This is a genomic window from Tateyamaria omphalii (assembly GCF_019802125.1).
Taxonomy (GTDB): Bacteria; Pseudomonadota; Alphaproteobacteria; order Rhodobacterales; family Rhodobacteraceae; genus Tateyamaria; species Tateyamaria omphalii_B.
In genome coordinates this window covers 452,163-472,399 of the sequence record NZ_JAHVHT010000002.1, presented here as the reverse complement: position 1 = coordinate 472,399, position 20,237 = coordinate 452,163, and the positions used below count along the sequence as shown (strand labels likewise).

Annotated in this window: 21 protein-coding genes; 14 read left to right on the top strand and 7 right to left on the bottom strand. The window is 61.5% G+C overall.

The features are described 5' to 3' along the window. Positions 1 to 41: 41 nt before the first annotated feature. Entirely contained in the window at positions 42 to 1,409 is a 1,368-nt protein-coding gene (locus KUV51_RS11300) for a DUF3179 domain-containing protein (protein WP_222521727.1), read from the bottom strand. A gap of 130 nt (positions 1,410 to 1,539) precedes the next feature. Between KUV51_RS11300 and KUV51_RS11295 the strand changes: the two genes are divergently transcribed. The 11 genes from KUV51_RS11295 to KUV51_RS11245 all read left to right on the top strand — a co-directional run bounded on the left by KUV51_RS11295 (position 1,540) and on the right by KUV51_RS11245 (position 12,501). Beyond that, positions 1,540 to 2,409 (top strand): DMT family transporter, encoded by an 870-nt coding sequence (locus KUV51_RS11295; protein WP_222521726.1) that lies wholly within the window; start codon positions 1,540 to 1,542, stop codon positions 2,407 to 2,409. A gap of 71 nt (positions 2,410 to 2,480) precedes the next feature. Continuing rightward, positions 2,481 to 2,879 (top strand): thioredoxin family protein, encoded by a 399-nt coding sequence (locus KUV51_RS11290; RefSeq protein WP_222521725.1) that lies wholly within the window; start codon positions 2,481 to 2,483, stop codon positions 2,877 to 2,879. Then, on the top strand, positions 2,833 to 3,855 hold the full coding sequence (locus KUV51_RS11285; RefSeq protein WP_222521724.1) for a GlxA family transcriptional regulator: 1,023 nt from the start codon (positions 2,833 to 2,835) through the stop codon (positions 3,853 to 3,855). Before KUV51_RS11290 ends, KUV51_RS11285 begins: the two co-directional genes overlap by 47 nt. A 52-nt stretch (positions 3,856 to 3,907) precedes the next feature. Continuing rightward, positions 3,908 to 5,155 (top strand): glycosyltransferase family 4 protein, encoded by a 1,248-nt coding sequence (locus KUV51_RS11280; protein WP_222521723.1) that lies wholly within the window; start codon positions 3,908 to 3,910, stop codon positions 5,153 to 5,155. A gap of 3 nt (positions 5,156 to 5,158) precedes the next feature. Continuing rightward, positions 5,159 to 5,929, top strand: coding sequence for an NAD-dependent epimerase/dehydratase family protein (locus KUV51_RS11275; protein ID WP_222521722.1), 771 nt, complete (start codon positions 5,159 to 5,161; stop codon positions 5,927 to 5,929). Beyond that, positions 5,926 to 6,543: a sugar transferase gene (locus tag KUV51_RS11270; protein WP_222521721.1), complete on the top strand. Its 618-nt coding sequence runs from the start codon at positions 5,926 to 5,928 to the stop codon at positions 6,541 to 6,543. Before KUV51_RS11275 ends, KUV51_RS11270 begins: the two co-directional genes overlap by 4 nt. Before the next feature lie 194 nt (positions 6,544 to 6,737). Further along, positions 6,738 to 8,645 carry a polysaccharide biosynthesis protein gene (locus tag KUV51_RS11265; RefSeq protein WP_222521720.1) on the top strand — a complete coding sequence of 636 codons (1,908 nt, stop codon included), beginning with the start codon at positions 6,738 to 6,740 and terminating at the stop codon, positions 8,643 to 8,645. Positions 8,646 to 8,778: 133 nt separating this feature from the next. Continuing rightward, positions 8,779 to 10,926, top strand: a complete 2,148-nt coding sequence (locus KUV51_RS11260) for a YjbH domain-containing protein (RefSeq protein WP_315898819.1) — start codon at positions 8,779 to 8,781, stop codon at positions 10,924 to 10,926. Further along, positions 10,923 to 11,612, top strand: coding sequence for a YjbF family lipoprotein (locus KUV51_RS11255; protein WP_222521718.1), 690 nt, complete (start codon positions 10,923 to 10,925; stop codon positions 11,610 to 11,612). Before KUV51_RS11260 ends, KUV51_RS11255 begins: the two co-directional genes overlap by 4 nt. A 116-nt stretch (positions 11,613 to 11,728) precedes the next feature. Continuing rightward, on the top strand, positions 11,729 to 11,971 hold the full coding sequence (locus KUV51_RS11250; RefSeq protein WP_222521717.1) for a hypothetical protein: 243 nt from the start codon (positions 11,729 to 11,731) through the stop codon (positions 11,969 to 11,971). Between the two features lie 269 nt (positions 11,972 to 12,240). Continuing rightward, a complete protein-coding gene (locus KUV51_RS11245) occupies positions 12,241 to 12,501 on the top strand; it encodes a hypothetical protein (protein ID WP_222521716.1) in 261 nt (86 codons plus the stop codon). Positions 12,502 to 13,029: 528 nt separating this feature from the next. Here KUV51_RS11245 and KUV51_RS11240 read toward each other — a convergent pair. Next, positions 13,030 to 13,512 carry a glutathione peroxidase gene (locus KUV51_RS11240; protein WP_222521952.1) on the bottom strand — a complete coding sequence of 161 codons (483 nt, stop codon included), beginning with the start codon at positions 13,510 to 13,512 and terminating at the stop codon, positions 13,030 to 13,032. 158 nt (positions 13,513 to 13,670) lie between these two features. Between KUV51_RS11240 and msrB the strand changes: the two genes are divergently transcribed. The 3 genes from msrB (at position 13,671) to KUV51_RS11225 (ending at position 14,859) form a co-directional block, all read left to right on the top strand. Beyond that, positions 13,671 to 14,114 carry a peptide-methionine (R)-S-oxide reductase MsrB gene (gene msrB, locus KUV51_RS11235; RefSeq protein ID WP_222521715.1) on the top strand — a complete coding sequence of 148 codons (444 nt, stop codon included), beginning with the start codon at positions 13,671 to 13,673 and terminating at the stop codon, positions 14,112 to 14,114. Continuing rightward, on the top strand, positions 14,111 to 14,617 hold the full coding sequence (msrA, locus tag KUV51_RS11230) for a peptide-methionine (S)-S-oxide reductase MsrA (protein WP_222521714.1): 507 nt from the start codon (positions 14,111 to 14,113) through the stop codon (positions 14,615 to 14,617). The genes msrB and msrA overlap by 4 nt, the downstream gene beginning before the upstream one ends. Positions 14,618 to 14,685: 68 nt before the next feature. Further along, positions 14,686 to 14,859, top strand: a complete 174-nt coding sequence (locus KUV51_RS11225) for a DUF1328 domain-containing protein (protein WP_222521713.1) — start codon at positions 14,686 to 14,688, stop codon at positions 14,857 to 14,859. A gap of 51 nt (positions 14,860 to 14,910) precedes the next feature. On the opposite strand, the gene KUV51_RS11220 is transcribed toward KUV51_RS11225, so the two are convergent. The 5 genes from KUV51_RS11220 to KUV51_RS11200 all read right to left on the bottom strand — a co-directional run bounded on the left by KUV51_RS11220 (position 14,911) and on the right by KUV51_RS11200 (position 20,171). Continuing rightward, positions 14,911 to 16,902, bottom strand: coding sequence for a hydantoinase/oxoprolinase N-terminal domain-containing protein (locus KUV51_RS11220; protein WP_222521712.1), 1,992 nt, complete (start codon positions 16,900 to 16,902; stop codon positions 14,911 to 14,913). A gap of 26 nt (positions 16,903 to 16,928) precedes the next feature. Then, positions 16,929 to 17,972, bottom strand: a complete 1,044-nt coding sequence (gene queG, locus KUV51_RS11215; RefSeq protein ID WP_222521711.1) for a tRNA epoxyqueuosine(34) reductase QueG — start codon at positions 17,970 to 17,972, stop codon at positions 16,929 to 16,931. Positions 17,973 to 18,035: 63 nt separating this feature from the next. Continuing rightward, positions 18,036 to 18,701: a glutathione S-transferase family protein gene (locus KUV51_RS11210; protein ID WP_222521951.1), complete on the bottom strand. Its 666-nt coding sequence runs from the start codon at positions 18,699 to 18,701 to the stop codon at positions 18,036 to 18,038. Between the two features lie 57 nt (positions 18,702 to 18,758). Beyond that, the gene (gene mtgA, locus KUV51_RS11205; protein WP_222521710.1) at positions 18,759 to 19,484 is read right to left on the bottom strand and encodes a monofunctional biosynthetic peptidoglycan transglycosylase; all 726 of its coding nucleotides are present in this window, start codon (positions 19,482 to 19,484) and stop codon (positions 18,759 to 18,761) included. Positions 19,485 to 19,520: 36 nt separating this feature from the next. Next, positions 19,521 to 20,171 (bottom strand): SGNH/GDSL hydrolase family protein, encoded by a 651-nt coding sequence (locus KUV51_RS11200; protein WP_222521709.1) that lies wholly within the window; start codon positions 20,169 to 20,171, stop codon positions 19,521 to 19,523. Positions 20,172 to 20,237 lie beyond the last annotated feature (66 nt).

Here is a 20,237-nt window from a genome sequence, read left to right as displayed (position 1 = left end):
CAAGGTATTCAAGGGTCGCCTGTCGGGCGGCCCTTTTTTGTTCAGCCATCGAACACCGTGGCCGCATCGCCCAGGTAGTTGTCCCACGCAAACCAGTAGCTGATGTGGCCCGCAACCCGCTCCAGCCGCGCACCATCCGGCCCAAGCAACGCATCCTCGGTCACGCGCCACACCGCACCCGTCTGATCCGCAATCTTGCCACTCGTTTGAGTGAAGGTCCGGTCGCCGCGCTCATAAGCGCGCACACTGCGCCGTTCCACATCACCAATCAGCAACAGCGGCTTATTTGCGATCTCGTCATTGATGATCGGGCGTCCCTTGAACGCCTCCAACGGCCATCCCCGCGCGGCACCGAACTCGCGCACTGCAAAGATATAGTCCTTCTGCGCATGGTCTCGTTGATCGACAACCGCAGGAAACATCAGGTCGGGCGACGCGAAATAGTCGTTGTAGACCACACCTGAACCGTAGTCCCGACGATGCCCGGTGTTCAGGCTCAGCACCTTGGTCCCCGGATTGGATGCCTTCCAACTGTCCCACGTGGTGATGACCACCGGGCGTTGCTGCAATTCGATCCCGCTGTTTACAAGCGGCCCCACCACAGGCTTGCCTGTCCACTGGTTCCACAGCGAATGCGTCTCGCGGTCGAACATCAGCTTGTTTGAGCGGTAGAGGAACCCGGACGATCCAAACACAAGCGGCTTCGACCGCCCCCGCACATCCGTCTCAAATAGAATGCCTGACCCGCAAAGCGTGCAATAGGCCAGCGCCACAGGTACGCCGCCAATCACCTCGTTGAACATCTCGTGCCAGCCCATGATCCGCAGCGGATAGGCCCGCACGTCCCCATTGATCGACACGCCAAAGACCAGATCGTCTCCACGCAGGTAGTCGGCGTCAGCCGCTCCAATCAACTCGGGGTTATCGAGCGACGGGATACCGTCCTTGACCACCCCGCCCCATGCAATCTCCTCCAGCCGAATACGCATCCGGTCAGGTTGAATATGCTCTGGCCGCAGGAACAGATCGAAATTGTCGTCGATGCGCAGCATCACCTCGCGCTTGTAAGTCGGGAAATCCTCGTGCGGTTTGATCTGCGGGTTCTGCTCTTGCCACAGCATCCATTGAAACCAGTCGGTGAAGTAGTCCTCGCGCGTGATCGCCTCCAGCACCTGGGCAATCTGCGGCCCGCGCGACCGTGAAAAGCGCAATGCGGTGATCAACGGCGCGGCCATATCTGGCGATCCGCGCTCCTCCATCCACTTCAACGCCGCCTCAAATTCAGTTGTCGGCGCAGACAATGGCGCGCGCATCGCGTCCAAGGCACTGATGCTCTGCGACAGGGCGGCATGGGGCAACAGGGCACCGGATAAAGTCAGGCCACCAAAGGCGCGGCGGGTCAGGGTCATGGGCAGGCTCCTTATCTTGCGTGCAGCATTAACCGAAACCCGATCACATACATTGCAAAGGGCCGTGAACAGCGCCTTGCATCCCAGCAGGATTTCCCCGAACGTCCGCGCGGAACGACAAGGGACGGTCATGGACATCCGCGCACTTCTGATGGGCCTGACCTTTGCCCTGATCTGGTCGTCGGCCTTCACCTCGGCCCGGATCATCGTCACCCACGCCCCGCCGCTCGCCGCCTCATCTCTGCGCTTCTTCATCGCGGGCATCATTGGCGTCGCCATCGCACGGCTGATGGGACAGACCTGGAACCTGACGCGGGACCAATGGCGGGCCACGCTGATCTTTGGCCTGTGCCAGAACGCGATCTATCTCGGCCTCAACTTCTACGCCATGCAAACAGTCGAAGCATCGCTGGCCTCGATCATTGCCTCGACCATGCCGCTGATGGTGGCGTTTGCGAGTTGGGTTGTCTTCCGGGACAAGCTGCCGCCGCTCGGAATCATCGGGCTGGTGCTGGGGATCACCGGGGTGATCCTGATCATGTCGGCACGGCTCGACGCGGGGGTAGACATGTTCGGCGTCGCCCTCTGTGTCATCGGAGCCATCGCCCTGACCATCGCCACCCTGTCGATGCGCACCATGTCTTCGGGTGGGAACCTGATGATGGTGGTGGGGCTGCAGATGTTCGTGGGCGCGATCGTGCTCGGCATCGCATCCGCGTTCATCGAAACCATCGAAGTGACCCCCACACCGGCTCTCTTTGCGGCGTTTACCTACACGGTGTTCATCCCCGGCCTTGCGGCCACGTGGATCTGGTTCGCGCTGGTGGCGCGCATCGGTGCGACCAAGGCGGCGACCTTCCACTTCCTTAACCCGTTTTTCGGGGTCGCCATCGCCACAGCACTCCTGGGCGAACGGCTTGGGCCACAGGACATTCTGGGGGTCGCGATCATCACGGCGGGCATTCTTGCGGTACAAGTGTCACGACAGGTCAAAAGCTGATAAGCAAACTCTTGCGCACGGAACATGCCGCCATATGGTGGGCCAACATTTCAGGTTCCGGAGCCCATTTGATGCACCGTCGCACATTTCTTCTTTCTGCCGCAGCACTGACCGTGCCGGGTGCCAGCGCGGCCTATCCGGCCGAGACATTCACGCCCGCCATCTGGCGCAGTTTGCGTGAAACCGATCAGACGGTGGTGATGAACTTCCGCGCCACATGGTCCCTGACTTGCCAGATCAAGGCCGAGCTGATTGCCGAGGCGCTGGCCGAAAACCCCGCCTACACGAACCTGACCTTCGTGGACGTGGATTGGGACACGTTCGGCCCCTCGCAAATGACCCAACGGCTCAAGGTCGAACGCCGGTCCACGCTTCTCGTGATGAAAAACGGTGACGAAGTGACCCGGCTGGTGAACGAACCCTATGCCCGCAAGGTGCGCGCGCTTCTGGACGCCGCCCTTGCCGCCTGAGGCGACAGCCCCCCGGCGCTACGCCTTTCTCCTCATTCCCGGCTATTCCCAACTGGGCTTCGCCTGCGCGCTCGAAGCACTCAGCCTCGCCAACCTGCACCCTTCGGGCCAGACATTCTATGCGTGGCGCATCATCGGCGAAACAGGTGACCCCGTTCCGGCCTACAACGGCATCACGACAGCGGTTGACGCCGCCCTGCCCGAGCTTGCACGGGACGAAACGCTCGTCGTGTGCGCAGGCAACCATGCAGCGGAAAGCAGCACGCGCCCCATCCTCAACTGGCTCCGACGCGAAACGCGCAAGGGGATGGATTTTGGGGCGCTGTCCTCAGGCACCTACACCCTGGCCCTTGCCGGTCTGCTGGCGGGCAAGACGGTGACGACCCATTGGGAATACCGGGATGCATTGATCGAACTGCTGCCCGATGTGACCATCGAAAACAGTCTCTATTCGAAGGATGGGCGCATCTTCACGACGGCGGGTGGGGCAGCCTCCATGGACATGATGCTCGACCGGATCAAGAACGACTATGGCGTCGATCTGGCGACGTGGGTGGCCGATCAGATGGTTTATACCGATCCACGGGCCGCCAGCCACGGACAGCGCCTGTCGCGGCGGGCACGGCCCGATGTCGCCCATGGCAAATTGGGCATGGCGCTTCAGATCATGGAAAACAACCTGGAGGATCCTCTGCGCCCGGACGAGATTGCGGAGCTGATCCAACTCAGCACACGGCAACTGGAACGGCTCTTTGCCCGGCATCTGGGCATGTCACCCAAGCGTCATTACCTGCAACTGAGGCTCGAAAAAGCGCGCGGGCTTTTGCGTCAGACCGGTCTGAGCGTGACGGACATTTGCGTCGCCTGCGGCTTTCGATCCTTGTCGCATTTCTCAAAAAGCTACCGCGGCACCTTCGGCCTCAGCCCGGGTCAGGAAAAGCGCGGCACCGGATCCATGTGGCCCGTACAGCCCTGATTGCGGCGCGGGTTCGGGCGCGGTATCTACACGCAAAAGGGACGTGTATTTTATGAAATTCCTGTTTGTGCATCAGAACATGCCGGGCCAGTACCGCGAACTGATTCAATGGCTGGCGGTTCAAGGCGGTCACGAGATTGTCTTTCTCACCCAACGCAAGAACGCTCCTGAATTCGCAGGCGTGAAAACGGTTCTGTACAAGACGCACCACACGGCCAAGGAAGATACCTATGGCCTGTCACGCACATGGGAAAACGCGGCTGGCAACGGCTTTGGCGCGGTCACGGCCCTGCAAGAGCTGGTCTCGGGTGGTTTTCAGCCCGATATCGTGATCGGCCATGTCGGCTGGGGCGAGATGACCTTTTTCCGCGAGGTGCTGCCCGACACGCCCATGATCGGGTTCTTCGAATACTACTATTCGGTCCATGGCGGCCCTGTCGGGTTTGATCCCGAAAGCCCGGTCAGTGAACACGCGCCCTATATCATGCACGGTCACAACGTCGTTCCGCAGGTGAACATCAACGTGGTGGACCTGGGCCACAGCCCGACCTACTGGCAGCGCGACCGGTTCCCCAAACAATTCCACGACAAGATCTATGTCTGTCATGACGGCATCCGCACCGACACGCTGAAGCCAAACAAGAAGGCACAGGTCAACCTGGGGCGCATCGGACGACCGCTGACGCGCAAGGACGAGGTGGTGACCTTCATGTCCCGCAATCTCGAAACGACGCGGGGCTATCACCAGTTCATGCGCGCCGTGCCGCACATCCAGAAGGCACGCCCAAATGCACGCATCCTCGTGATCGGCGGCAACGATGTGTCCTATGGCGGCAAGAACAAGCACCCAGGCGGCCTGCGCGGCCAGATGGAAGCAGAAGTGGGGCACCTGATCGATTGGGACCGCCTGCACTTTCTCGGTCAGGTGCCGTACGAAAGCTACCAGGCGATCGTCCAGATCAGCTCGTGCCACCTCTATCTGTCGATGCCCTTCGTGCTGTCCTGGTCCCTGCTTGAAAGCATGTCGATGGGCGCAACCGTCGTTGCAAGCGACGTGGCCCCGGTGCGTGAGGCGATCACGCATGGCGAGACCGGTTTGCTGGTCGACTTCTTCGATCCCGAAGCCATCGCCGCACAAGTGGCGGATGTGCTGTCCAAGCCGCGCGACTACGCCCATCTGGGTCCCGCCGCGCGGCAACATGTGGTCGACACCTACGATTTCGAAACCGTTTGCCTGCCCGAGCATATCCGCCAGATCAATGCGCTTGTGCCCGCGGACAAACGGATTTCGATGGGGTGACCCATGCGGACGGTGTTCCTCGGGGCAGGTGGAAAGCTGGGTCGACTGCTGCAGCCAAGATGGCCGGCGCGGGCCGAATGGATCGCGCGCGACGGCGTGGACATTGAAGACACCGGCACGCTGACGCGCATTCTCAATGGGGCTGACACCGTGTTCTGCCTCGCGGGCGTCACGCCGGGAAGCCCCCGGTCCATGAACCTGAATGTCACCCTTGCGCAGAAGGTACTGGATGCGGCGCGTGGCGCACATGTGTTTCTGTTCTCATCCGCGGCTGTCTATGGCGCGCTGCCTGGACCCTTGCGCGAAAACGGTCCGACGGCACCGCAAAGCGACTACGCAGCGGCCAAACTGGCGATGGAACGGATGGCTCTGGCGCACCGAACATCCAACACCGTCTTGCGGCTTGGCAACGTCGCCGGTGCCGATGCCATCCTGGGTGGATGGAAGCCCGGCTTTCAGCTTGACCAGTACCCGGACGGACGGACGCCGTCCCGCAGCTATATAGGCCCCGGCAAGCTGGCACAGACGCTGCACAAGCTGGCGCAGACGCCCGATCTTCCATCACTCCTGAATATCGCGGCGCCGGAAGCAGTGGAAATGGGGGCATTGCTGGACGCCGCCGGGTTTGAATGGCACTCACGCCCGGCAACAGAACGTACAATTGCCGAAGTACAGCTCAAGACAGCGGCACTTGAAGAATATGCGCCCTTTGCGCCCGCTGACAGCACCGCGGCTGGCATCGTCCAAGACTGGAAGAACAAGGAACCGACATGACCTGGCGCAAGCGTATCTTCGATCTGTTCTTTGCCAGCCTGCTGGTCATCATCCTCGGCCCGATCATCATCTACCTGATCTGGGTGATCTGGAGGAAGCAGGGGCGCCCCCTCTTCTATGTGGCGGAACGCATGAAATCCCCAACCGAAAGCTTCGGACTGTGGAAGTTCCGCACGATGACGGTGGTCGACGCGGACCAGGGCGTATCCGGCGGCCACAAGGACACCCGGATCACACCGCTCGGCGCAAAGCTGCGGGCCAAGCGGTTGGACGAATTTCCGCAGCTCTGGAACATCCTGAAGGGCGACCTGTCCTTCGTGGGACCGCGTCCGCCCCTGCGCGAGTATGTCGAACGCTTTCCGGACCTGTACGGCAAGGTGCTGAAATCGCGGCCCGGCGTCACCGGCCTTGCGACCATCCGATTTCACAAACACGAGGATCGACTGCTGGCACGGTGTGACACGGCGGAAGAAACGGATGATCTCTATTGCCGAATTTGCGTTCCGCGGAAAGCACGGCTTGACCTTATCTACCAACGGAATCAAAACACGTGCTACGACTTTGATCTTGTCTTTCAAACCATCGGCAACCTGTTCCGCAGGAGGCGGAACTAACTCAAACACTTACCGAATCGTTGATTATGTGCAAAAAGCACATCGACGCGCACAATTTATAATCATTTTTTGGCACTTTTCCGCTCTATACCCGTTCAATTTTTCTGCGCCTGCAAAATCAGCGCACTAATTTGGTACCCAAAGGTGATAGCGGTGACTGCAGCCTGCAAAGGGCGAAATACCAAGGGGGCACCATGTTAAATCTGCTCAAGTCGCTCTCGCGAACGCAGAAACGAAATATTTTGATCGCGATTGATGCCAGTCTGATCCCTGCCGCCCTCCTTTTCGCTTTCAGCCTGAACATGTCGGCCCAATCGGCCTGGGGCAGCTTTGTCACCTACCTGCCGGTGTTGCCATATATGCTGCTGGTTGCCGTCGGACTGTCGCTTTGGCTGTGCATTTCGTCGTCCACACTGAACGACTACGACACGGGCTCCATCGGCAGAACGGGTGTATTTTCCGCACTTCTGGCGATGACCTCCACACTTCTGACGACGGCAGCCAACATGCCTCTCCCGCTGTCGACTCAGATCGTGTTCGGCATCTCGTTTTTCATGTTCTCCATCATGAGCCGGGCGATCCTGCTGCAGATCGTGCTTGCGATCTACCGGAAGGGCACCGATCGCTGCCGCGTACTGATCTACGGGGCCGGGACAACGGGGATGCAACTTGTGTCGGCCCTGCGCAACCATGAACAGATCGAACCGGTCGCCTTCGTCGACGACAGCCACGCTCTGCAGGGCGTGAGCGTCCTGCGCTTGCCGGTCTACAGCCCTGTTCGCATTGCAGAAATCGTGGCCGATGGCCGTATCGACCGCGTGCTCTTGGCGATCCCGTCACAAAGCCATCCGAAGCAGATGCAAATCGCACGCCGCCTGCAAAAGATGGGGCTCGAGGTGCAAACGCTACCCTCCTTTTCACAGCTGATCGGGGAGGAGGCGCTGGTCGACAAACTGACCCCGGTGAACCCCCGCAATTTCCTGGGCCGGGACGAGGTGATGACACCGCAGGACGGCGGCGGGGAAGCCTATGCCGGACGCCGTGTGCTGATCTCGGGTGCTGGTGGCTCCATCGGGTCGGAACTCAGCCGCCAGGTGCTTGAATATCATCCGGAAAAGATCGTTCTCTACGAACTGAGCGAGCTCGCGCTATACCAGATCCACCAGGAACTGACGCAGCTCGCCGAAGGCAGCGATATCGAGATCGTGCCGTTGCTGGGCTCCGTCACGGATGCACGCCAGGTGCGGCGAGTGCTCAAGGATCATGACATTCAGGTCGTGCTGCACGCAGCCGCCTACAAGCACGTACCCCTGGTGGAATACAACCCACTGGCGGGTCTGGCCAACAATGCGCTCGGGACACAGACCCTCGTGACAGAGGCGGCCGAGGCTGGCGTGGAACGTTTCATGCTGATCTCATCGGACAAGGCCGTACGCCCCACCAACATGATGGGCGCGTCGAAACGGCTGGCCGAGCTCGTGGTGCAGGACATCGCGAACCGCGTGGCCGCAACAAAGGGGCTGAAGTTCTCCATCGTACGGTTCGGAAACGTGCTCGGCTCTTCCGGGTCGGTCGTGCCGCTGTTCCAGGAACAGTTGCGGCGGGGCGGACCGCTAACGGTCACGCATCGCGAAGTCTCCCGCTACTTCATGACCGTGCAGGAAGCGGTACATCTGGTCTTGCGCGCAGGGTCCATGGCCAAGGGGGGCGAAGTGTTCGTTCTGGACATGGGCAAACCGGTACGGATCGAACAGCTTGCAAGGCAGGTGATCGAAAGCGCGGGCTTCACGGTGCGCGATGCACAAAACCCCGACGGTGACATCGAAATTGAATTCACCGGCCTGCGCCCGGGCGAGAAAATGACGGAAGAGCTGACGCTCAGCGGCACCCAGGTGGGCACCGGTCACAAGAAGATCTTCTTCACCAACGAAGAATCCCTGAGCGAGATCGAGGTTGCCTCGGCCATGCGCTCGCTGCGCCATGCGCTCGCGGCCAGCGACGAAGCCGCCGCACGGGCCACGGTCAAACGTTGGGTCGAAGGATACAGCACGCCCAAAGAAGCGGCAGAAGCGGACCGGGAACGCGTGTCTCCTGTATCTTGAAAGCCGCGCTTTTCCGCTAGTTTGGCACCCGACAGCCTGCAAGATTGTATAAGACATACGCCCATGTTTTAAGGCGTTAACAATTTAAGAACGACCGGACAGTGAACCCATGCCTTTGCGGATTAGATCGCTCGTGTTGGCCGGCCTTGGCGGCCTGTCTGTTGCCCTGACAACGTCACTTGCGGTCGCGCAGAATTCCGACGCTCAGAAGCCCAAGGTCGTCACATCCGCACCAACTCTGAACTTCTACGGCTTGCCCGGCGTGATCGACACGCCCTCGGCAGAGGCACTGCCGGATGGACAGTTTGCCTTGGGTATATCGCATTTCGGCGGTCAGACCCGAACGACAGTGTCCTTCCAGTTCTCGCCACGGATCACAGCCAGCTTCCGCTACATCGGCATCCAAAACTGGAACTCGGACGGCTTTGAAACGTATCGCGACCGTAGTTTCGACTTCCGCTACCTGCTGCTGAAGGAACGGCAGTACCGTCCTGCCGTCAGCGTTGGCCTGCAGGACTTCGCGGGAACGGGCATCTATGCCGGCGAATACCTGGTCGCGACAAAGAATTTCATTCGTCCCTTCCGGCTTCCCGGCCGCGCCAAGGTGACGGCCGGTTTGGGCTGGGGCAGGCTCGCATCGTCGGGCTCGATCGGATCACCACTGGGTGAGAATCGCCCGGTCTTCAACCCGGGCGACACAGGCGGCGAACTGGCCGTCGACCAATGGTTCCGCGGGCCCGTGTCTCCGTTCGGTGGCATCGAATGGCAGTACAACGATCGGCTCGGCTTCAAGCTCGAATACTCTCCGGACGCCTATGTGGCTGAAACATCGCGCGGCGTGTTCGAGCGTGACTCGCGGGTCAATTTCGGCGTCGAATATCAGTGGACCAACGCGATCCGCCTGGGCGCCTACTATCTCTACGGCTCTGAAATCGGCGTGAATGCGCAGATCCAGTTCAACCCGAAACGCCCCGCAACCCCGTTCACCGTGGCCGGTCCCCGCCCGATCATCGTACGCCCATCGCGCGCGGAAAATCCCGCGTCCTACGACACGGCATGGGCGGCATCGCAAAGCGCGCCGATGATCCTGCGCGACGTGGTCGAACCCGAACTGACCGAAGACGGCATCCGCCTGGAAAGCCTGCAGGTAACGGCAAACCGCGCCGAGGCGCGGGTGTCGAGCACGCGCTACAGCAATCTGGCGATCGTGATTGGCCGAACCGCGCGCGCGCTTGCACGCCAGCTTCCGCCATCCGTCGAGTTCTTCGATATCGTTCTGATGAACGAAGGGCTGGCGATGTCCAACGTCACCATTGCGCGTCGCGATATCGAAACGCTGGAATTCCAACCGAATGCGGCCAACGCCCTGCTCGCAGCTTCGGACCTGTCCGACGCCGCGCCTCGCCCGGCCACTGGCGCGATTGACGGCTCACTGGCCTACCCACGGTTCAGCTACGCGCTTGGCCCATACTTCCGGCCCAGCTATTTCGACCCGGATCGCCCCTTGCGCCTCGAAGTCGGCCTTTCGGCGCAAGCGCAGTATCGTTTCGCGCCCGGTTGGCTGCTTAGCGGTGAAGTCCGGCACCGCCTCGCTGGCAACCTGGACAGCGGTCGTCTGTCAAACTCGGTCTTGCCGCGCGTGCGGACCGATGCCGTGCTCTACGCACAGGCGGGTGACACCACGATCGAAAACCTGTTCGTGTCGCGCCAGTGGAAGACAGGCAAGAACACGTACGCGCGTGTAACCGCGGGCTATCTTGAACAGTTCTTTGGCGGTGTTTCGGCGGAATTCCTGTGGAAACCCGCGACAAGCCGACTTGGCCTGGGGATCGAGGCGAACTACGCAAGGCAACGTGACTTCGATCAGCAGTTCGGCTTCCAGGACTACGATGTGGCGACCGGTCACATCTCTGCCTACTACGATCTGGGCAAGGGGTATTACGGACAACTCGACGTTGGCCGCTACCTGGCGGGCGATGTCGGTGCGACCTTCACCCTTGAACGCCAGTTCGCGAACGGCTGGCGCGTCGGCGGCTTCTTTACCCTGACCGATGTCAGCTCCGAAGAATTTGGCGAAGGGTCCTTCGACAAGGGGATCAACATCACCATTCCGACCAGTTGGTTTATCGGAGAACCAAGCCGTCAAACCGTCTCGACCACAATCCGGCCGATACAACGCGACGGCGGCGCGCGGCTGAGCGTTTCGGGCCGTCTCTACGAGCAAATCCGCAGCGGGCACATAACCGACCTGAATGCAGATTGGGGAAGGGTCTGGGAATGATGAAACGGCTGACATCCCTCGCGCTTGGCGCTGCTCTTCTGGTTGCAGGCTGTTCCGGCGGCACCGACGAACAGAACACGCAAGCAAGCAAGTTCAAGACGTTGTACGATGCCTATCGCGCATCGCGGCAGGATGATGTTGCGGCACCGCCGCAACTCACACCCGCATTGATCAATAGTCTGACAGTGCCAGCGCTCGAAGTGACAATCGAAAACCGCAATGCAACCGCGTTTCTCATACCGTTCTCGGAGCGGCGGGATGCGGGGCCAGGCCTCCTGCGGACCTGGCGCAGCGCAGATGATGTGCAGATAACCCTGCGGGACGGCGTCATCGCCGCCACACGCGGCATTGCCTATGACATCGGATCAGTGGACGCCGATACCGCAGTGCAAGCCATTCAGCGGCGCGCACCAATATCCGGCGACCATACACTCTACATCAAGAACGGTGAAAACGGGATCGACGAGATCCCGCTCGACTGCGAGATGCGCACGGTCGGAAACGAGGATCTGGTAATCGTCGGCAGATCGTTCCCCGTCGTTCACCTACAAGAGAATTGTACAGGGTGGAAAGGTGTCGTGGCCTTTGATTACTGGGTTGATCGCCGGGACGCGACCGTGTGGCAAACACGGCAATGGTCCGGGCCTGACCTGGGCTACATCCGCACCCGCTTGCTGAAAAAGTGACCACCTTTCCGCGATGCAGCAAAAATGTATCAGAAAGGGGGACAGAAAACCGAAGTCGATTGTATTTTATCCGAAGTTACACTAGTTACGACAAAGGACGTTATAGGAGTCATATCATGACCAAAGCATTCAAACTGATTTCCGCTGCCGCTCTGGTTGCAGCAACCTCCACCGCAGCTCTGGCGCAAGACGTGCCCGTCAACTCGACAGTGTCGGGTGGCCAAGGTGCCGAAATTCAGCTGGGCCAAGGCGAAGCTGGCGCTCTGGGTCTCACACCGGTTGCAGCCGTTGGTGTGTTCGCAATTGGCCTCGCCATCGCACTGGGCAGCTCGTCGTCGTCGAGCACGACCACCCAGTGATAAATACCTGCAATTAATGCAGAATTTTAAAGGGCTTGCTTCGGCAGGCCCTTTCTTTTTGCGTAACCGCCAATCTTGATCACGCGATCGGCGAATGCGTCCCTTCTTCTGACAAATTACCCCACGACGCGCGATCTTCCGCCGCGTGAGCGGTGCAAAACCGGCAAGGAGCTTCCTGTTGCGGATGCTGCGGCGCAGCGCCATTGCGCATCGCGCGCAGGCGGGAAAGCTAGGGCGATGCCATAGACGAGCGGAAAGGTACTTTTCGAATGATTCGCACTTTCTTTGCTGCGAGCGCGCTGATCCTCGCAGGAGTTGCGATGCCAGCGATGGCTCAGGATGCAGCTCAAACACCACCACCCGGCCCGGCGGCCAATACTCCACCCCCGGCAAGCGGGAACGAGCTCTTTGGTGGCGAGCTCACACCAGGCGCGACGGCAGCGATTGTCGGCGTGGGTATCGCAATTATCGCCATTGCGTCTGACAGCAGCGACGGCACCACGACGACGACAACCACGACCACGCGCTGACACGCGGCCAAATTTGCTTGAATTTTTGAGGGCTTGCTTCGGCAGGCCCTTTTTCTTTGCGTGGTCAACAGATCGGTCAGACCACCAGAGCGTCCCATCGCGATGCGAGAAATCCGGCAACATGCGGTCTTCCGCTACAGGCGCGTTGCGAAAACGGCAAGGCGCCTCCGGTCGCGAATGCTGCGGTGCGGCGCCGTTGCGTATCAGTCCAAGTCGGCAAATCTAGGGACACCTTGTAACCAACCGGAAGGTATCCTCAGAATGCTTCGCTCTTTCTTTGCTACGACCGCTCTGGTCCTCTCAAGTTTCGCTATGCAGGCCGCCGCTCAAAATGCAGCTCAAACACCACCGCCCGGCCCGGCGGCGACAGCACCCCCGCCGCCAACAAACAGCGCGTTGCTCGGCGGAAGCCTCACACCTCCTCCATCGCCAGCCATTATCGGCGCAGGGCTCGCCGTTGCCGCCACCACGACCACCACAGGCACTGGCACAACGACGACCACAGGCACATCGCCCTAAGGTCAGATATCACTCTCGGATCAACTCTGCCTCGATGGCGCGGCGCACAGGTCGCGACATCGGGGCAGATTGCGCGCCCCAGGTTTCAATCACCTGGCCATCCGCGCTGATCAGCACCTTGTTGAAGTTCCACCGCGGCACAAAACCGGCCTGATCCTTGACGGTCTGATAAAAAGGATGCGCATCGCTGCCCTTGACCGGCAGGATGTCCGTCATCGGCATGTCGAGACCAAAGGCAATCTCGCAAAACTCCCGCACCTCCTCCGCGCTGTCCAGTTCCTGCCGGAACGTGTCAGATGGCACAGCCAGCACGACCAGCCCACGATCACGGTAGGTGTCGTACAGGGCCTGCAGGTCCTCGTATTGCCGCGTAAACGCACATTGCGATGCGGTGTTCACCACCAGCACGGGCTGACCCGTCCACTCCGACATCTCAAGCGTTCCGCCGTCAATCGACGGAAAGCTGATGTCACGCAGACCAGCCTGTGCCATCTGGCCCACCAACAGGCAAAACAGAATGAATAAAGCGCGCACGACATCCTCCCCGTCAGGTTATGGTAAAAAGGTAGAGTGCGACGCCCCCACGTCACGCCCTTTCATTTCCACGCACCCGCACCACATAATGGCGAAACAGGATGGAGCGGCAAACCATGACAAAATACACCAAGAACCCCGACGTGATCGCGACCCTGTCGCCCGAGGAATTCTATGTCACGCAGGAAAGCGGGACGGAGCGCCCCGGCACCGGCAAGCTCCTCAATAACAAGGAACCGGGGATCTATGTCGACATCGTGTCGGGCGAGCCGCTTTTTGCGTCGTCGGACAAGTACGAAAGCGGCTGCGGCTGGCCGTCGTTCACGAAACCCATCGACAACGTCACCGAACACCACGACGCTAGCCACGGCATGGTCCGCACCGAAGTGCGCAGCAAACATGGCGACAGCCACCTCGGTCACGTCTTTCCCGACGGCCCGCGCGACCGCGGCGGCCTGCGCTACTGTATCAATTCGGCCTCCCTCCGTTTCGTCCACCGTGACGACATGGAGGACGAAGGCTATGGTGACTACCTGAACCAAGTGGAGGATGTAGCATGAGCGATCAACGCGCCGTACTGGCAGGCGGCTGTTTCTGGGGCATGCAGGACCTGATCCGCAAGAAACCGGGGGTCAAGGCAACGCGGGTGGGCTACACCGGCGGCGATGTCCCCAACGCGACATACCGCAACCACGGCACCCACGCCGAAGGGATCGAGATCATCTATGATCCCTCGATCATCACCTATCGCGATCTGCTGGAATTCTTCTTCCAGATCCACGACCCAACCACGCTGAACCGGCAGGGCAACGATGTCGGGCTCAGCTACCGCTCGGCCATCTACTACGTGGACGATGCGCAGAAACAGGTGGCCCATGACACCATCGCCGACGTCGAAGCCTCAGGCATCTGGCCCGGCAAAGTGGTGACAGAGGTCGAGCCGGTGGGCGATTTCTGGGAAGCCGAGCCGGAGCACCAGGACTACCTTGAGCGCTTCCCCAACGGCTACACCTGCCACTTCCCACGGCCCAACTGGGTCCTTCCGAAACGCGCTGCCGAATAAATTTCGGAACAATCGCCAGCGGCCCACGTTCTTTCTTCAAGACAGCAATTGATAGAAAGGACGAACAAATGCTTGGTTGGGCACTGACCTTCCTCGTGATCGCCCTGATCGCAGGTATCATGGGCTTTGGCGGCATCGCCGGAGCATCCGCAGGAATCGCGCAGATCCTTTTCGTGATCTTCCTGATCCTCTTCGTCGTGTCGATGGTGGCACGCGCCGTTCGGGGTCGTCCCCCGGTCTAAGGCGACCACAACAGATCTCAAAAAAGGGCGGGCCGCTTGGCTCGCCTTTTTTCAAGGCTGCGCAATGCGTGGCCGCCCCGCCGCCTCCGCCGTCAGCGTCGCCTCCACAAACACCTCCCGCGCCTCGGCCTGCACCGTGCGGATGTCACGCGACACGCGCAGCTCGATCTCCGATGCGCCCGCAGCCCGCGCCGCAGCCCGCGCATCCTCCGCCAAAGCAGTCTCTAACTTACCCAAAGCGGCGTCCGAGCTGGCAAAGTCCTCCGGCCCTGTCGGCAAATGCACCCGAAACCGCCCCTCGCTCGGCGCGGTCACCGTCCCGCTCCGCCGCACGGTCACACGGCCCACAACAGCACCAATGGCGTTCGCCACGCCGCCATCGTCCGGCAACTGCATTTCGCACCCCAAACGCTCTCCAACCGCCGGATAATACGCCCGCGCCGATGCCCCCAACCCGACCACAGGCACATCAAGGCCCGTGGACACACGCACCAACCCGCGGGTATCCGACAGCCCCCGCTGCATCAACGCATGGGTGGCAAACCCCTCATCCAACCCATCCTCGGCCAGCGCTGCCTGCAACAGCGCCACGCCGGTCTGATGCGTCAGCTGATCCACGACAATCCGCGCCATCTGCTCCGGCTCAGCAGCCAACCGCTCCCCCGCCCCGGTCCGCCGCCGCCCGAACAAGGCACAGGCCATCCGCGCAGCCTCAACATGCCAGTCAGACAGATACCCCAAAACATGGCTCGCATCCGAAGGCGTCAGCCCCGCAACTTGCACCAGCCCCCGCGCCACCAACCGCTTCAACGCCGCCTGATCCATCCGGGTCCGCAACACGGCACCAAGGCCATGCACCCGGTCCCCGATCCGCTCCAACAACGCCGCATCCCGCGCCGCCAACCCATCGGCAGACACCCCCGGAACCGCGCGCACGAAACGCCCGTCATGATCACCCGGCGTCGCACTCCGCATCTGCGCCTCAAGCAGCGGCAACACGACCTCCGGCGCCTCCATGGCGATCAACGACACGGGCAAGACCCGACGCGGACCAAGGGTGACACCGCCCTGCAAGCCCTCGGCCACGAAATGCGCCTCACTGTCCCCACCAAGGCCAGTGGTGCGCATCGCCACCGCCTCGACCATCGTGCGATGCGGCCCGACGCGCGCGCCATCGGGGTCAATCACGGGCCGCCCGCCACGCAACACGGCCACGTCTGTCGTCGTCCCCCCGATGTCGCTCACCAGCGCATGATCCGCCCCAGTCAGCCACCGCGCACCGACAATCGACGCCGCCGGTCCGCTCAGGATCGTCTCGATGGGCCGCACCCGCGCCTGCGCCGACGACATCAGTGCCCCATCCCCGCGCACCACCATCATCGGCGCGGTGATCCCAATGCTGCGCAACTCCGCCTCGGCCCGCCCGATCAGCGCATCAATCATCCCGATCAGCCGCGCATTCAACACCGCCGTCAGCGCCCGCTTCGGCCCACCCAGCTTGGCCGACAACTGGTGCGACGCCGACACGGGCCGCCCGGTCACCTCCCGCACCATCTCCATCGCACGCACCTCATGCGCCGGGTTCCGCGTCGCAAACTGCGCCGCCACGGCAAAGCCACTCACGCCGTTCATATGTGTCTCTAAAAAAGCCAAAAGCGCCGCTTCATCCAACGGCGCAGCCTCCGCCCCATCATGGCCATGCCCCCCGGCAAGCACACAAACCGGATCGTCGCCCAAAGCCTCCGCAAGCCCCTGCGCCGCCAGATCCTTCTCCCGAAATCCGATATAGATCAGTGCCACGCGCCCGCCCTGCCCCTCGACCAACGCATTGGTCGCCAGTGTGGTCGACAGGGACGCCATGCCAACCTCCTCTGCCTGCACGCCAGAGACGCCCAGCACTGCACGCACCGCCTCACCGACCCCCACGGCCAGATCATGGCGCGTCGTCAACGCCTTGGCGCGGGCCAGCACCCGCTCCTCATCCTGCATCAAAACCGCATCGGTATAGGTGCCGCCTGTATCCACACCCAGCAAAATGGCCATGCCCGCTCCCCGTCTTTTCCTGCGGCCTACCGCGCCCGTTCGCGACCCGTCGCGCCCAATTGCGTCACCGCCCAGCGCGCTGCGTCGGCCACGGCCGGATCAGGGTCATCCACCAGCGCCTGCACCGCAGGCAGCAGCTCCGGCAGCCCCGAATTGCCGATGGCATAGGCCACATTGCGCACAAACCGATCCCGCCCGATCCGCTTGATGGGCGAGCCGGAAAACCGCGCCCGAAAGCCCGCATCATCCAGCGCCGCCAACTCTGCCAAGGGCGGCGCACCAACCGCTCCCAGATAGCGCATATCACTCGCCGCCACGGCAAACTTGTTCCAAGGACACACCGCCAGACAATCGTCACACCCATAAATCCGGTTGCCCAACCCGGGCCTCAGCGCCTCATCCACAGGCCCCTTATGCTCGATCGTAAGATAGGAAATGCACCGCCTTGCATCGAGCTGATAGGGCGCCGGAAACGCATCCGTCGGACACACATCCAGACAGGCCCGGCACGACCCGCAATGATCCACTTCCGGCGCATCAGGCTCCAGCTCCAAAGTCGTAAAAACAGACCCTAAAAAAGCCCAATTGCCCCATTCCCGGCTCACAAGGTTGGTATGTTTGCCCTGCCAGCCCAGACCCGCCGCCTGCCCCAGCGCCTTCTCCGGCACAGGCGCAGTGTCGACAAAAACCTTCACCTCGCCGCCAGCCTCGGCAATCAACCACCGCGCCAACCGCTTCAGCCGCTTCTTGACGATGTCGTGGTAATCCCGCCCCTGCGCGTAAACAGAAACAGCCCCCAATTCGGGCCGGTCCAACACAGCGAGCGGATCATGCTCCGGCGCATAGCTCTCGGCCAACATGATCACCGACCGCGCCTCGGGCCACAGCGCCGCAGGGTTCCCGCGCCAATGCATCCGCTCCGCCATCCACCCCATCTGCCCATGGCGACCAGCCTCGACAAAGGCTTCCAACCGCCCCGCCACGTCCGGCACAGCGTCGGGCCGACACACCCGCGCCAAAACAAACCCCTCCTCCAGAGCGCGCGCTATGACACGCTCTTTCAAGCCCATGTCTTCTTCTGACGAGAAATACGACGGGGGTCTGGGGGCTGGCCCCCAGTCCGACCAATCAGATCAGAAATCCAGATCATTATAGTGCCGCGGCGGCGGAAACCCGGGCACCTGATCTGCCAGGATCGACCGAAAGGCCGGGCGCGACTTGATCTTCGCATACCAATCCTTGACCACCTCGCTGCGGTTCCAATCCACATCAGAGATATAGTCCAACGCCGACAAATGCGCAGCCGCCGCAAAATCGGCCAGGGTCATCACATCCCCCGCCAACCAACGCCGGTGGTCCAAAAGCCACGTCATGTAATCCAGATGATACTTGATCGCCTTCGCCCCGTCCTTCACGTTCCGACTGTCCGGGAAGCCCTGGCCCATCACCTTCTTGTTCACCCGCTCATACAGCAGCTTCGACGTCACCTCGTTGTGGAACTTGTCGTCGAACCACCCCACCAGCCGGCGCACCTCCAGCTTGGCCGCAGGGTCCGAGGGCATCAGCGACGGCTCGGGCCGTGTCTCCTCGATATACTCGCAGATGGCGGCACTCTCGCTCATCATCACGCCGTCCAGACGCAGCACAGGCACCTTGGCCGCCGGATTGCGGCGCAGGAAATCGGGATCGGCCTCCCAATACCGCTCCTCGACCAGCTCCACCTCGATCTTCTTCTCGGCCAGGCTCAGACGGACCTTGCGGCAGAACGGGGACAGGGGAACGTGAAACAGGCGGGCCATGGACAATCCGGGGTCAACAAATAGGTCAGGCATCCATGCACGGCGCGCACGGGTTTTTCAACTCTGGAAACAGCGGGCACGCCCATCCGCGCGGATCGTGGCTGCCCCGTCCAGAATGCTAGCGGCACGTTTGCGCACGAAAGACGACGGCTGGCTGGCCGACCGCCCCTTGGGGTTGGGCAGGATCGCGGCCAGACGGGCCGCTTGCGTGCCGGACAGCGCATCGGGCCCCACACCAAAGTAGTGCCGCGCCGCCGCCTCCACGCCAAAGACCCCCTCATCGAACTCGGCCACGTTCAGATAAACCTCAAGGATCCGCCGCTTCGACCACAGTGCCTCCATCAACGGGGTCATCCCCGCCTCCAGCACCTTCCGCACCCAGGACCGACCATGCCACAGAAACACGTTCTTCACGACCTGCTGGCTGATGGTCGACGCGCCGCGATTGCTGCCTTCGTCAATGGCGCGGCGAATGGCGATGACATCCAGCCCCCAATGGTTGCAGAAGTTCGCATCCTCTGCCGCCACGGCCGCACGGGCCATCACGGGGGCAATCTCCTCCATGGGAACCCACTCGTGATCGACACCGCCCAGACGGCGGCTTTCCTGCATCATGTAATAGGTGGTCGGCGGGTTCACGACGGACCACAACAGGGTCACGGCAACCGCCAACAGGAACACCACACTCACCAACCGCAGCGACCACCGGAACAGCCACCGGCCCGGACGAAACTGCCGTTTCGCCGCTTTCCTTGTCGTCCGCTTACTGCTCTTTCTTGCCATGGGCCCAGCTATAGGGCGCGGGCACTGCCATGAAAACTACCGGGCGAGCGATTGCGCCAGATAGGTGCCGATACGACGCGCCCCGGACGGCGAAGGATGTATCCCGTCAAAGGCAAAAAGCGACCGATCCGACGGATCCATCACGTCCTCGCTGTCGATGAACTGCACACCTTCGGTGCGGTCAGCAAAGCGGGCCAGACGCGCATCATATTCCACCAGATAGGGACGGCAGCCAGTGAACTGCCCCGACCGGGCGCTTGCATAGTACCCCATCCACAGCACCTGCGCCCCGGTCTGCCGCAACCGCATCAGGAAATCGGGTACCTCACCACTCAGATCCGGCCCGATCAACCCGTTCAGCACGCCATCGCAGGCACTACACGAGCAATCGTTCAGAAAATCATTGGCCCCGCCATTGATCAGGATCACGTCCCAATCGCGCACCCGAAACTGCGCCCGCACGTCAAACCCAACAGCACGGCCCAGCGCGGAATCATTGGAAAACCGCGACCCCGCAACGGCTTCGTTCTCTACCTGCGCCCCCAGCATATCGCCCATCACGGATGGAATGTCGCGGCCGGTCCACTTGTGCCACGCCATCAGACTGTCGCCGATGGCCAGCACGCGCAAAGGCTCGGCAGACACCGCCGACCCCAACAAGATCAAAACCACAGCCAAAAACCGCATGGATCAAAGATATGTCGGCAGCGCACGGATACCACCGGCAACACTCGATTCACCAATTCATCAGAA

Coding starts and splice junctions, on each gene's coding strand:
- msrB (WP_222521715.1), top strand. CDS start 13,671: ATGACAAAATACACCAAGAACCCCGACGTGATCGCGACCCTGTCGCCC.
- KUV51_RS11200 (WP_222521709.1), bottom strand. CDS start 20,171: ATGCGGTTTTTGGCTGTGGTTTTGATCTTGTTGGGGTCGGCGGTGTCT.
- KUV51_RS11265 (WP_222521720.1), top strand. CDS start 6,738: ATGTTAAATCTGCTCAAGTCGCTCTCGCGAACGCAGAAACGAAATATT.
- KUV51_RS11300 (WP_222521727.1), bottom strand. CDS start 1,409: ATGACCCTGACCCGCCGCGCCTTTGGTGGCCTGACTTTATCCGGTGCC.
- msrA (WP_222521714.1), top strand. CDS start 14,111: ATGAGCGATCAACGCGCCGTACTGGCAGGCGGCTGTTTCTGGGGCATG.
- KUV51_RS11295 (WP_222521726.1), top strand. CDS start 1,540: ATGGACATCCGCGCACTTCTGATGGGCCTGACCTTTGCCCTGATCTGG.
- KUV51_RS11225 (WP_222521713.1), top strand. CDS start 14,686: ATGCTTGGTTGGGCACTGACCTTCCTCGTGATCGCCCTGATCGCAGGT.
- KUV51_RS11255 (WP_222521718.1), top strand. CDS start 10,923: ATGATGAAACGGCTGACATCCCTCGCGCTTGGCGCTGCTCTTCTGGTT.
- KUV51_RS11210 (WP_222521951.1), bottom strand. CDS start 18,701: ATGGCCCGCCTGTTTCACGTTCCCCTGTCCCCGTTCTGCCGCAAGGTC.
- KUV51_RS11275 (WP_222521722.1), top strand. CDS start 5,159: ATGCGGACGGTGTTCCTCGGGGCAGGTGGAAAGCTGGGTCGACTGCTG.
- KUV51_RS11280 (WP_222521723.1), top strand. CDS start 3,908: ATGAAATTCCTGTTTGTGCATCAGAACATGCCGGGCCAGTACCGCGAA.
- KUV51_RS11220 (WP_222521712.1), bottom strand. CDS start 16,902: ATGGCCATTTTGCTGGGTGTGGATACAGGCGGCACCTATACCGATGCG.
- queG (WP_222521711.1), bottom strand. CDS start 17,972: ATGGGCTTGAAAGAGCGTGTCATAGCGCGCGCTCTGGAGGAGGGGTTT.
- KUV51_RS11290 (WP_222521725.1), top strand. CDS start 2,481: ATGCACCGTCGCACATTTCTTCTTTCTGCCGCAGCACTGACCGTGCCG.
- KUV51_RS11245 (WP_222521716.1), top strand. CDS start 12,241: ATGATTCGCACTTTCTTTGCTGCGAGCGCGCTGATCCTCGCAGGAGTT.
- mtgA (WP_222521710.1), bottom strand. CDS start 19,484: ATGGCAAGAAAGAGCAGTAAGCGGACGACAAGGAAAGCGGCGAAACGG.
- KUV51_RS11285 (WP_222521724.1), top strand. CDS start 2,833: ATGCCCGCAAGGTGCGCGCGCTTCTGGACGCCGCCCTTGCCGCCTGAG.
- KUV51_RS11250 (WP_222521717.1), top strand. CDS start 11,729: ATGACCAAAGCATTCAAACTGATTTCCGCTGCCGCTCTGGTTGCAGCA.
- KUV51_RS11240 (WP_222521952.1), bottom strand. CDS start 13,512: ATGGCACAGGCTGGTCTGCGTGACATCAGCTTTCCGTCGATTGACGGC.
- KUV51_RS11270 (WP_222521721.1), top strand. CDS start 5,926: ATGACCTGGCGCAAGCGTATCTTCGATCTGTTCTTTGCCAGCCTGCTG.